Below are 11,635 nucleotides of genomic sequence, written 5' to 3'. Positions count from 1 at the left end.
TTGGGGTGAGAACAGCCGATTGAGGAGTTCGCTGGACGAGCCAAAGTAGAAGCGGATCAGCTCCATGCACGGTACGACAAGGAGCTTTCCGTCCGGTAGCGTGCCGGGGCTGACCTTGGCCGCACGCCGCGAAGCCGGGCTCGACGCCGGCGGCGCTGCGCTGCGCGACTATGCGCTGGGCGCGCTGCTGCTGTTTGCCGGCTGCGTCGGGCTGGCCGAGCACGTCCACAAGTTCATTGCCGATGTCCCACAGCTGGCCGGCACCGCGATCGCCCTGTATGGCCTCGTGCGCTTCGTCAAAGAGAGCGAAGCCGGGGGCGCAAAGGGCGTCGACGTGCTGCGCCCCGCAATGTGGTTCGGCACCGGCATCGGCGTGGCGTTCCTGGGCAAGGGCGTGCTCGTGCCTGGGCTGTTCGCCATCACCCTGCTGGCCGCGATCGCACTGCTGCCGGATTTCCGCAACCGCCAGGCGTGGCGCTTCTATGGCCTCTCGCTGCTGGTGGCGCTGCCATGGCTGGCGATCTGGCCCGCCATCTTCTGGCACGAATCGCCGGACCTGTTCATTGAATGGTTCTGGGTCAATAACCTTGGCCGCTTCTTTGGCTTCTCGCATCTGGGTGGCGAAAAGGGTTCGCTGGCGACGACCATCCGATCGATCTTCCTGACCGGCACGCCCGCGGTGTGGCCAGCGGTGTCCGTACTGGGCGTGTCGCTGTACAAGCTCGTGCGGCAACGCGGGCATGGGGCGCGCACGTCGTGGCTGTTGCCCTACCAAGGGCACTTGGTCGTTGCGCTGTTCGTGGTGGCGACGATTGCCGTGGTGCTGCGCTCGGCCGTGCTGCGCGATGTGTACCTGATGCCGCTGCAACCGGCACTGGCCCTGCTCGGCGCGCCGATGCTGCTGCTGATCGCGCCAGCGTGGCGCGCGCGCGCATGGGGCGCGGCGGTAGCGTTGTTTGGCGTGCTGGGTCTGGTGGTGTGGGCCGTGTGGGGCGCACTCGTGACCAGCGGTGGGCAATTGCTGCCGGGGTGGCTGGCCAAGATGCTGGGCCGCGTGCTGCCGCTGCCGTATGACATGCTGATCCATCCGGTCGCCGTGTTGGCGGCGGGGGGCATTACGGCGCTGTGGGCTGCCTGCGTGTGGCTGCGGCCAGCGCGCTCCGGCGTGGTGGCGTGGGCGGCGGGCCTGGGCATGGTGTGGGGCCTGCTCGGCACCCTGCTGATGCCGTGGATTGACGACGCCCGCAGCTACCGCCCGCTGTTCCAGGCGATCAAGCCGGTGCTCGAATCTGCGCAGATCTGCGTGGCCACGCGGGGCATGGGTGAAAGTGAGCGCGCGCTGATGCACTACGAAACCGGCGTGCGCCCAGTCAAATGGCTGCTGGGTCACAGCGGTGCCGGCGACGATCACCACCCCAACCCTACCGCGCGCACCTGCGACCTGATCCTGGTGCTCGAAAAACGCCCGGAACATGCCCGACGCCGCCCCCACGGCAACAATTGGGAAATGGTGTGGCGCGGCAGCCGCCCGGGCGACACCAACGAAACCTTCTCGCTCTTCCAGCGGCGCAGCAATGGCGTGTCCGAGGCGCTGCCGTCCCCCGAGCCCATCGTGCCGCTGACCGATACGCCGCATCGCGGCCGTCGCTAAGCCCAATGCGCTACGCTGTCGTGTAGCGCGCTTCCCTTCGTTTTCGGTTTTCCATCCATGACGTCCACCCTCCGCGTAGCGTTTGCCGGCACGCCTGAATTTGCGCAGATTGCCTTGGCGGCGATCCATCAGGCCGGCTTTCCCATCGTTGCCGTGCTGAGCCAGCCGGATCGCCCGGCCGGGCGCGGCATGCAATTGCAGGCAAGTCCCGTCAAGCAGTACGCCGTAACGCAGGGGCTCGAGCCGATCCTCCAGCCGCCGTCGCTGCGTCGCGCGGGCAAATATCCGCAAGAAGCCGCCGAAGCCATCGATGCCCTGGCCGCCCAGCGCCCTGACGTGATGGTCGTTGCCGCCTACGGCCTGATCCTCCCGCAGGAAGTGCTCGACCTGCCGCGCTTTGGCTGCATCAACATCCACGCGTCGCTGTTGCCGCGCTGGCGTGGCGCCGCGCCCATCCATCGTGCGATTGAAGCGGGCGACGCCGAATCGGGCATCACGCTCATGCAGATGGATGCGGGCCTGGACACCGGCGACATGATCGCCATGGAACGCGTGCCCATCGGCCTGACCGACACGACCGCCACGCTGCACGACACGCTGGCCGCGCTCGGCGGACGCATGGTGGTGGAGGCGCTCGCCCGGCTGGCGCAAGACGGCAAGCTGCCCGCCACGCCGCAGCCCGCCGAGGGCATCACCTACGCGGAAAAGATCGCCAAGGACGAGGCCGCGCTGGACTGGTCGCACCAGGCCGCCGCGCTGCTGCGCCAGGTGCATGCGTTCAATCCGTTTCCCGGCGCATCGGCCGTGCTGGACGGCGTGCCGATCAAGTTCTGGCAGGCGGAGGCGCTCGCCGATCGCCCGGCTGAGGCGGAACCCGGCACGGTACTCGCCGCCAACGCGGGCGGTGTCACCATCGCCTGCGGCGCCGGCGCGCTACGCGTGACCCAGTTGCAGAAGCCGGGCGGCAAACGCCTGCCCGCGCGCGAATTCCTGCAAGGCATGGCGATCCAGCCCGGCCAGCGCTTCGCGTCGCGCGGCTAACCGACCCATCTATATGTAGAGAAAAGGATTTCGCCATGACCGCGCTGGGCATCGTCAATCTGCCGCTCTTTATGTTGGCCGTGTTTCTGCTGAATGTGACGCCTGGGCCCGACACGGCCTATATCGTCGGGCGCAGCGTTTCGCAGGGACGGGCAGCGGGGTTGCTGTCGGCGCTGGGGGTATCGGCGGGCTGCTGCGTGCACGTGCTCGCAGTGGCGTTCGGGCTGACGGCGCTGCTGGCGGCGTCCACAGTGGCCTTCACGGTCATCAAGGTAGTGGGCGCAGCGTACTTGATTTATCTGGGCGGCCGCATGCTGCTGACGCCGCCCGAGCGTGACGACGCCCCGGTCGAAGAAGCGGAAACGCCCGCCGCCAAGCGCCCGCGTCCGCTCAAGTCGCTGTTCATGCAGGGTTTTCTTACCAATGTGCTGAATCCGAAGGTCGTGCTGTTCTTCCTGTCGTTCTTCCCGCAGTTCGTCGATCCACACGCCAGCCACAAGGCGCTGGCATTCCTGGCACTGGGCGCGGTGTTCATTGTCATGTCGACGATCTGGAATAGCCTCGTGGCGTGGGTGGCCGCCAGCGTCACGCGCCGCGTGGCGGGCAAGCCGGGCATCAAGCGCTGGCTCGATCGCGTGGTCGGCACGGCGTTCATCGGGCTGGGCGCGCGGCTGGCGTTCGCTACCCGTTGATGCGTCAAGCGTCATCTGCGGCGAAATATCGCGCAACTGCCGCGCAAACCCTTGAATTTTCAGCGATTATCGCGATCTAACAAACTCACAAAACCCAACACCCACAGGAGCCACGCCCCCATGTTCAACTGGATCAAGACCTTCATGCTGATGGCAGCGATCACCGCGCTGTTCATCGTCATCGGCGGCATGATCGGCGGACGCAGCGGGATGATGCTGGCGCTGCTGTTTGCGCTGGGCATGAATTTCTTCTCGTACTGGTTCTCCGACAAGATGGTCCTGCGCATGTACAACGCGCAGGAAGTCAACGAGACCAGCGCGCCGCAGTTCTACCGGATGGTGCAGGAACTTGCCGGCCGCGCCGGCCTGCCGATGCCGCGCGTCTACCTCATCGACGAAGCCCAGCCGAATGCCTTCGCCACCGGCCGCAACCCGGAGCACGCCGCCGTGGCCGCGACCACCGGCATCCTCAACATCCTGTCGGAGCGCGAACTGCGCGGCGTGATGGCGCACGAACTGGCGCACGTGCAGCATCGCGACATCCTCATCTCGACCATCTCGGCCACCATGGCCGGTGCGATCTCGGCGCTGGCCAACTTTGCCGTGTTCTTCGGCGGGCGCGACAGCGAAGGCCGGCCCGCCAACCCGATCGCCGGGATTGCGGTGGCGATCCTCGCGCCGCTGGCGGCAGCGATGATCCAGATGGCGATTTCCCGCGCGCGCGAGTTCGAAGCCGACCGCGGCGGCGCGACCATCAGCGGTGATCCGCAGGCGTTGGCCTCCGCGCTCGACAAGATCCACCGCTATGCCGCCGGCATCCCGTTTGCCGCCGCTGAAGCCCACCCCGCCACCGCGCAGATGATGATCATGAACCCGCTGCACGGCGGCGGCCTGGCCAACCTGTTCAGCACGCACCCGGCCACGGAAGAGCGCATCGCGCGCCTGATGGAGATGGCCCAGACGGGGCAATATCCGGCGTAAAAGCGGCTGCCCGACCGGTCGCTTCCTTTATACTTCCGCAGTCCGCACGAGCCCGCCCATCGCGGGCTCGTTGCATTTTGTCCGCCTGATTTCCTGCTGCCCGATGCGCCTGCCGCCCGATTCCCTCGCCCACGCCTTGTCGCTTGCCGCTGCCGCACTGGGCAAGCTGCGGCAGGGCACGGCTTTGCCGCAGGCAATCGATGCCGTCTGCCAGGGCCAGCCCGCACCGGTGCGCGGCGCCGTGCAGGATCTCGCGTACCGCTCGACGCGCTGGCTAGGCAGCACCGACTGGCTGATCCGCACGCTGATCCCGCGCCCACCCGCCGACGGCGCCGCCAACCTGCTGCACGTGGCGCTCGCGCAATTGCTGGACGACCCGCTGCCGTACGCGCCGTTCACCGTGGTCGACCAGGCCGTGACAGCCGCCTCGGCCGACCCGAAGCTGTCGCACGGCAAGGGCATGATCAACGGTGTGCTGCGCCGCTTCCTGCGCGAACAACAGGCGCTGGTGGCAGACATGCAGGCGGATCCGCCTGCCGCCACCAATTACCCGATGTGGTGGATCGACGCCGTACGCCGCGCGTATCCCGACGCCTGGCAAGCCATCCTGGCCGCAGGCAACCGCCGCCCGCCAATGGTGCTGCGCGTGAACCCGCGCCGCGTTGCCATCGACGTCTATCTCGCGCGCCTGGCCGAAGCCGGCATCGACGCCGAGCGAATCGGCGAACAGGCCTTACGCCTTGGGCGCGCCGTCCCCGTTTCCGAACTGCCCGGTTTTGCCGATGGCGATGTCTCGGTGCAGGATGCCGGTGCCCAATTGGCTGCAACGCTGCTCGACGTGGCCCCCGGCCAGCGCGTGCTCGATGCCTGCGCCGCACCCGGCGGCAAGACGGGCCATCTGCTTGAGCTGGCCGACCACCTGGACGTCACGGCGCTCGAGTCGGATGCCGCACGCGCGGTGCGCATCACCGAAAACCTCGCGCGCTTGCACCAGACCGCCACCATTTGCGTCGGCGATGCGGCCAAACCCGCAACCTGGTGGGACGGCCGCCCCTTCGACCGCATCCTGGCCGATGTGCCGTGCTCGGCCGCCGGCATCGTGCGGCGCCATCCGGACATCCGGTGGCTGCGCCGCCCGGCAGACCTCAAGGCGCTTGCCCGGCTGCAGCGGGACATCGTGTGCGCCCTCTGGGCATGCCTGAAGCCCGGTGGCAAGCTGGTTTATGTCACCTGTTCGATTTTCCCGACGGAAGGCGAGGACCAGGCCCGATGGTTTGAACGCCATCTGGAAGATGCGATACGATTGCACGCGCCCGGCCAGTTGCTGCCGGCCTCGCCCGACGCGGCGCAGGCCAGCGGGTTCACCCCCGGCGCTTCGCCCTTGCCGCTCGATCACGACGGCTTCTTTTACGCGGTTTTCCAGAAACGGCCCTGATGCACCGACCGTTGTGACAGTCATCCTTCGCCCATCGATCCGGCTGCTGCAATCCCGGTTCCGGCAGATTCTGCAACGGCTGGTCGCGCTGGTCGCACTGGGCATGCTGTTGGTGGGGTGTCCCGTCACGGCATCCGCACAATCCATCGAAATCAACCGGGCCCAGCTCGAATACGCCGACGGCGGCTGGAACCTCTCCGCCGACTTCGATTTCGACTTGCCCAGCAACCTCGAAGACGCGGTGAACAAGGGGATCGCGCTCTACTTCCTGGTTGAATTCGAGCTGATCCGCCCGCGCTGGTATTGGTTTGACGACCACGCCATCAGCGCCACGCGCGTGGTGCGGCTGTCGTATCACCCGCTCACACGCCAGTACCGCGTGTCGACCGGGGGCCTGCAGGTACCGTTCTCGCGCCTGAAAGACGCCGTCGACTTCATGCAGCACGTGCGCGGCTGGCGCGTGTTCGAGCAACGCGCCGTCAAGGCCGGCGAAACCGTGCAGGCCGAAGTGCGCATGCGCCTGGACGTGACGCAGTTGCCCAAGCCATTCCAGATCAACGCAGTCAACACGCGCGACTGGAATCTGAGCTCCGAGTGGAAGCGCTTCAGCCTGCTGGTGCCGAATGAGCCACCGCCAACGCCAGCGCCCGCGCCTGTTGCACCACCGGCCAGCACACCGGCGTCCACGCCCCCTGCTTCCGGCTCGTCAAGCCTGGCGCCCAGCCCAGGCTGGGGCATGAGCGCCGGCCCCTCCAGCGCAGGCTCGCTGCTGGCGCCCGCCAAATGATCTTCGATCGCAGCTACAAGCGGCTGCTCTATCAGGTGGTGGCAGGCACCATCGTCTTCCTGGCGATCGTGCTGGTGGGCCTGCTGGCTGCGGCATCGGCCAACACCGAATTCTTCGACCGGTATTTCACGCTGCTCTACAAGGTCAACCTCGTCATCGGGGTGCTGCTGGTGGTGATCATCGGCGGGCTGATGCTGGCGCTCGCGTTGCGGGCGCGGCGCGGCAAGTTCGGCACGCGGCTGATGACCAAGCTGGCGGTGTTCTTCGGCGTGGTGGGTGTCCTGCCGGGGGTGCTGATCTACCTTGTGTCGCTGCAGTTCGTGTCGCGCAGCATCGAGTCGTGGTTCGACGTGAAGGTCGAATCGGCGCTGGAGGCCGGCTTGAACCTTGGCCGCTCCACCATGGACACGGCGCTGGCCGATCTGCAGAACAAGGGGCGCCTGATCGCGGAGCAGGTCGGCGATGGGTCGGCCTCGGCCACGGCCATCACGCTCAATCGATTGCGCGAGCAGTTCGGCGTGCAGGAGGCGACCATCTTCACGGCCAGCGGCCGCGTGATCGCCACCGCATCAAACACCTACGACACGCTCGTCCCGAACCTGCCGGATCAGGCTGTGCTCGAACAGGCCCGCGCGCCGGGAGGCTATGCGAGCCTGGAAGGCGGCAGCGATACCGAGACCGATAGCGCCTCCGCGCCAGCCGCCTCGGCACCTGCGGCACGCAGCAACGGCCGCCGCAACGATTTGTACCAGTTGCATGTGGTGGTGGCGCTGGGCACGTCTTCCCGCGACGAGCCGAGCATCGGACTGAACACACCGGCACGCAAATGGGCCGGCACCGGTTTGCTGGCAGACCGCCGGCCGGAAGATGGCAGCAGCACCTCGCGTGGCTTTGGCCTGATCGGCGAGAGCGGCCGCGACGAACGCTTCCTGCAGCTCGTACAACCGGTACCGCAGGCCCTCGCCCGCAATGCCGACGCTGTCCAGCGCGCCTACCAGGAATACCAGGAGAAAGCGCTTGGCCGCACCGGCCTGCGCAAGATGTACATCGGCACGCTCACGCTCACGCTGTTCCTGGCGGTGTTCATTGCGGTGATGCTTGCGCTGCTGCTTGGCGCCCAGCTGGCACGGCCGCTGCTAATGCTGCTGCAAGGCACGCGCGAAGTGGCCGAGGGCGACCTCTCGCCCAAGCGCGAACTGCACACGCGCGATGAACTCGGTGTGCTCACCCAGCAGTTCAACCAGATGACGCGGCAGCTGGCCGACGCGCGCCGCGCCGTGGAGCAGAATCGCGCGGCACTCGAGCAATCGAAGGCCTATCTTGAGAGCGTGCTGACCAACCTGACCGCGGGCGTCTTCGTGTTCGACCATCGCTTCGTGCTGCTGACTGCCAACCCGGGTGCCGAGCGCATCTTCAAACAGCCCTTCGGTGCGTGGGTCGGCCAGGGGCTGACCAGCATCACACCGGTGGCCGCCTTCGCGCCGGTGGTCGAACAGGCCTTTGCTGAACAAGACGCAAGCACGGCCGCCGGCGGCGCAGTGGCCCATTGGCAGAAGCAGGTCGAAATTCCGCTCGAAGACGAAGACGAGCCCCTCACACTGCTGGTTCGCGGCACGCGACTGCCCGGCCCATCGGTCGGCGCGCACGGAACCGAGCGCGGCTACGTGGTGGTGTTCGACGATATTTCCGACGTGATCTCGGCGCAGCGCTCCGTGGCTTGGGGCGAGGTCGCGCGTCGCCTTGCACACGAAATCAAGAATCCGCTCACGCCCATCCAGCTGTCGGCCGAGCGGCTGGAGATGAAGCTCTCGCCCAAGCTGTCGGACACCGACGCCGAGGTCCTGCGGCGCGGCGCCACCACCATCGTCAATCAGGTGTCGGCAATGAAGCGCATGGTCGATGACTTCCGCGACTACGCCCGCACGCCGCCAGCCATGCTGCAGGAGCTGGACCTCAACGCGCTTGCCGCCGAAGTGCTGCACCTGTACGGCATCGATCACCCTGACCGCCGCGATCACCCCGTCATCGAAGCCAAGCTGGGCGCCAATCTGCCGCTCATCAAGGGTGACCCGACGCAGTTGCGCCAGGTCATCCACAACCTGCTGCAGAATGCGCAGGACGCCGTGGCGGAGAACGAAGCGGCCGGGCGACCTGCTCCGCATGTCATGTTGCAAACTGACACGGTAGAATACGACGACGCCTCGGGCGCGCGGCGGCAAGCCGTGCGGCTTGTAATCGCGGACAACGGCGGCGGGTTCTCTTCCCGCATCCTCAACCGCGCCTTCGAGCCGTACGTCACGACCAAAGCCAAGGGCACAGGATTGGGCTTGGCCATGGTGAAGAAAATCATGGACGAGCACGGGGCGCGTATCGAATTGCGCAACCGCCAATCCAGCACAACATCGGGCACATCGGGTACCGACACCGTCGGCGCCCAGGTTTCCATACTGTTCGTAAAACTCGCGTAGCGCGGACGGCAATCCCGCCGCACATAGAGGAAAAGCATGGCCACCATCCTCGTTGTCGACGACGAAATGGGTATCCGGGAGTTGCTCTCCGAAATCCTCGGAGACGAAGGGCACGTTGTTGAAGTCGCCGAGAACGCGCAGCGCGCGCGCGAATACCGCGCGAACGCAACGCCCGACCTCGTCCTGCTCGATATCTGGATGCCGGATACCGACGGCGTGACGCTGCTCAAGGAATGGGCATCGCAAGGTCTGCTGACCATGCCCGTCATCATGATGTCGGGCCACGCCACCATCGACACCGCCGTCGAGGCGACCAAGATCGGCGCGTTGAATTTCCTGGAGAAGCCCATCGCGCTGCAGAAGCTGCTGACTGCGGTGGAGCAGGGCCTTTCGCGCAGCAAGGAAAAGCCGCGCTCTGCGACACCGGCTGCCTCACCGCCAACGGGACTCGCGGGCGCCATGCCCAACCCCGCCGCCGCAGGGACGCCTGCCGCGCTCGATCGCACCGACATCAATGGCGTACCGACCCGCGCAGCCGAAGGCGGCGGCATGCAGTTCTCGTTCGACATGCCGCTGCGCGAAGCGCGCGACCTGTTTGAGCGCGCCTACTTCGAATACCACCTGCAGCGTGAGGGCGGCAGCATGACCCGCGTGGCAGAAAAGACCGGTCTTGAGCGCACCCACCTGTACCGCAAGCTCAAGCAGCTGGGTGTCGAACTCTCGCGCAACAAGGGCGAACCGGCCCCGTGATCATCAAAGTGCTCAGAGATGCTTGACGGCAGGGCACAACTCCTGTCATACTTGCCTTTCTTTGCTTGGCCCGGTAGCTCAGTTGGTAGAGCAGCGGATTGAAAATCCGCGTGTCGGTGGTTCGATTCCGCCCCAGGCCACCAAAATTCTTCGCCCTTCAAGATCAATCGATTTTGCAGGGCAACAAAAAAGACCTCCTCGCGAGGTCTTTTTTCATTTCTGCGGCGCCATTCACGCGCGCCCGCCATCTCCGGATTTTCCGCCCCGGACGCCAATCTGCGGCGCAGTGTCGCACTCACAAAAAATGTACCCGCACCTCTTGACGCAGCGCAGCTCAGGGTATACCTAGCGGCGCAAACTGCGCCAAACTGTCGCAGGTCTCGGTATAGTGACTCAACGCTATCAAACGGCAAGCACAAGGAGATTCTCCATGGCACTCGTTGGCACCGGTCACCACCACTTCCATTTCCACGCTTTCGACGGCATCAGCCGCAAGACGCGGCTGACGTGGTTGCGCAATGCCGCAGCGCTGACGTGCTTGATGGCCCTCGTCGCGGCCATGTGGGTTGGCGGCAATCTATCGGCGTTGATGCATACGCCGCTCATGAGCGGGGTTTCGTCGCTGGGCGCGGTGATGATTCTGGCCTGCACGTGCATGGCGCTGAGCCTGCTTGGCCTGATCGGCGCCGGCTTCTTCCAGTTCCGCATGGAACAGCTCGACGCCCCGGCAACCTGAAGCGCGCGCTTCACACACACCCAACGGAGGCTTCGGCCTCCGTTTTTGTTTGCCCGCCACGGCTGCACGCCTTGCGTTGCGGCCGTTTCGCTTTCGTGCGCGATCCCAAGGGTGAATCCGATATTGACTCAACTGTTTCAAATTAGTATTTTACGAAACAATTGAATCAAAACGATCACCTCATGACGTTCGATGGGCTCATGCAAACGCTGCGCGACCGCGCCAGCGATCTCTCTCCGCAACTGCAGCGCGCCGCCATGTTGCTTGAGACGCACCAGCACGACATCGCCCTGCTTTCGATGCGGGACCTGGCGCGCCGCTGCGACCTGCCGCCGGCCACGTTCTCGCGCCTGGCGCGCGCGCTGGGCTTTGATGACTTTGCCGCGCTGCGCGATATCTGCGTGAACCACCTGCGCCAGCAGGCCGACGGCTTTGCCGGTCGCGCCAGCGCGCTGCAGGGCGACGATACGGCCGGCGCTTCGGAGGCTGAGCGCATCGGCATGGCCATCGGCGCACACGTGCAGTCGGCGTTTTCGCCAGCCAACCTGGCGTCGCTCGACACCGTGGCTGCCGCTCTCTGCAAGGCGCGCCGAGTCTTTCTGCTGGGCGCACGCAGTTGCCTGGCGCTGACGCATGCGTTCGGTTATGCAGCCCAGCTTTTCGACGACAAGGTCATCCTCTGCACCGGTAGCGGCAACACGCTGGCTGACCCGCTGCGCTTTTGCGGCGAAGGCGACATCGTCGTGGCCGTCACGTTCGATCCGTACACCCGCGAAGTCATTGAGGCGATGCAGTACGCGCATGCGCGTGGTGCGCGCCTCGTGTACGTGACCGACAGCGCCATCGCCCCGGGCGCGGAACTGGCGTGGCAGCAGCTCGTCGCGCCCGTCGCCATTCCGTCGTTCTTCCATTCGCTGGCCGCGCCCATGGCGCTGCTCGACGCGCTGCTGATGACGTGGTTCCGCCACGCCGGCCCAACCGCGCTCGCGCACCTTGCCGACAGCGACGCCCAGCTCAAGCAACAAGCCGCCTACGTGCGCAGCGCCCGCCGCAGTGAAGCGGCCGTCGCCGTGCCGTCCACCCAACGTTGAGCC

The 11,635-nt window shown here is 66.1% G+C and carries 9 protein-coding genes, 1 tRNA gene and 1 pseudogene; all 11 read left to right on the top strand.

All coding sequences use genetic code 11. The features are described from left to right. Nucleotides 1-103: 103 nt before the first annotated feature. Nucleotides 104-1,651, top strand: a pseudogene (locus tag ACTJK6_RS22780) (ArnT family glycosyltransferase); the annotation flags it as partial. Between the two features lie 57 nt (nucleotides 1,652-1,708). After that, nucleotides 1,709-2,692: a methionyl-tRNA formyltransferase gene (gene fmt / locus ACTJK6_RS22775; protein ID WP_260803714.1), complete on the top strand. Its 984-nt coding sequence runs from the start codon at nucleotides 1,709-1,711 to the stop codon at nucleotides 2,690-2,692. A gap of 35 nt (nucleotides 2,693-2,727) precedes the next feature. Continuing rightward, entirely contained in the window at nucleotides 2,728-3,384 is a 657-nt protein-coding gene (locus ACTJK6_RS22770) for a LysE family translocator (RefSeq protein WP_232041556.1), read from the top strand. A gap of 120 nt (nucleotides 3,385-3,504) precedes the next feature. After that, nucleotides 3,505-4,365 carry a zinc metalloprotease HtpX gene (htpX, locus tag ACTJK6_RS22765; protein WP_440840251.1) on the top strand — a complete coding sequence of 287 codons (861 nt, stop codon included), beginning with the start codon at nucleotides 3,505-3,507 and terminating at the stop codon, nucleotides 4,363-4,365. Between the two features lie 103 nt (nucleotides 4,366-4,468). Further along, nucleotides 4,469-5,800, top strand: coding sequence for a 16S rRNA (cytosine(967)-C(5))-methyltransferase RsmB (gene rsmB, locus ACTJK6_RS22760; RefSeq protein WP_440840250.1), 1,332 nt, complete (start codon nucleotides 4,469-4,471; stop codon nucleotides 5,798-5,800). Nucleotides 5,801-5,813: 13 nt separating this feature from the next. Next, nucleotides 5,814-6,587, top strand: coding sequence for a DUF4390 domain-containing protein (locus tag ACTJK6_RS22755; RefSeq protein ID WP_316870389.1), 774 nt, complete (start codon nucleotides 5,814-5,816; stop codon nucleotides 6,585-6,587). Continuing rightward, entirely contained in the window at nucleotides 6,584-9,055 is a 2,472-nt protein-coding gene (locus tag ACTJK6_RS22750; protein ID WP_440840249.1) for a sensor histidine kinase, read from the top strand. Before ACTJK6_RS22755 ends, ACTJK6_RS22750 begins: the two co-directional genes overlap by 4 nt. 36 nt (nucleotides 9,056-9,091) lie before the next feature. Beyond that, a complete protein-coding gene (locus ACTJK6_RS22745; protein WP_232041551.1) occupies nucleotides 9,092-9,805 on the top strand; it encodes a response regulator in 714 nt (237 codons plus the stop codon). Between the two features lie 67 nt (nucleotides 9,806-9,872). Next, nucleotides 9,873-9,948, top strand: a tRNA-Phe gene (locus ACTJK6_RS22740). 287 nt (nucleotides 9,949-10,235) lie between these two features. Next, complete coding sequence (locus tag ACTJK6_RS22735) at nucleotides 10,236-10,541, top strand: hypothetical protein (RefSeq protein ID WP_024977076.1); 306 nt, start codon at nucleotides 10,236-10,238, stop codon at nucleotides 10,539-10,541. 182 nt (nucleotides 10,542-10,723) lie between these two features. Beyond that, nucleotides 10,724-11,632 carry a MurR/RpiR family transcriptional regulator gene (locus ACTJK6_RS22730; RefSeq protein WP_322017048.1) on the top strand — a complete coding sequence of 303 codons (909 nt, stop codon included), beginning with the start codon at nucleotides 10,724-10,726 and terminating at the stop codon, nucleotides 11,630-11,632. The last annotated feature ends 3 nt before the right edge of the window (nucleotides 11,633-11,635 follow it).

The sequence above is a fragment of the Ralstonia sp. 22086 genome (genome assembly GCF_052045975.1).
GTDB lineage: Bacteria > Pseudomonadota > Gammaproteobacteria > Burkholderiales > Burkholderiaceae > Ralstonia > Ralstonia wenshanensis.
This window is presented reverse-complemented; position numbering and strand designations above follow the sequence as displayed.

Coding starts and splice junctions, on each gene's coding strand:
- fmt (WP_260803714.1), top strand. CDS start 1,709: ATGACGTCCACCCTCCGCGTAGCGTTTGCCGGCACGCCTGAATTTGCG.
- ACTJK6_RS22770 (WP_232041556.1), top strand. CDS start 2,728: ATGACCGCGCTGGGCATCGTCAATCTGCCGCTCTTTATGTTGGCCGTG.
- htpX (WP_440840251.1), top strand. CDS start 3,505: ATGTTCAACTGGATCAAGACCTTCATGCTGATGGCAGCGATCACCGCG.
- rsmB (WP_440840250.1), top strand. CDS start 4,469: ATGCGCCTGCCGCCCGATTCCCTCGCCCACGCCTTGTCGCTTGCCGCT.
- ACTJK6_RS22750 (WP_440840249.1), top strand. CDS start 6,584: ATGATCTTCGATCGCAGCTACAAGCGGCTGCTCTATCAGGTGGTGGCA.
- ACTJK6_RS22745 (WP_232041551.1), top strand. CDS start 9,092: ATGGCCACCATCCTCGTTGTCGACGACGAAATGGGTATCCGGGAGTTG.
- ACTJK6_RS22735 (WP_024977076.1), top strand. CDS start 10,236: ATGGCACTCGTTGGCACCGGTCACCACCACTTCCATTTCCACGCTTTC.
- ACTJK6_RS22730 (WP_322017048.1), top strand. CDS start 10,724: ATGACGTTCGATGGGCTCATGCAAACGCTGCGCGACCGCGCCAGCGAT.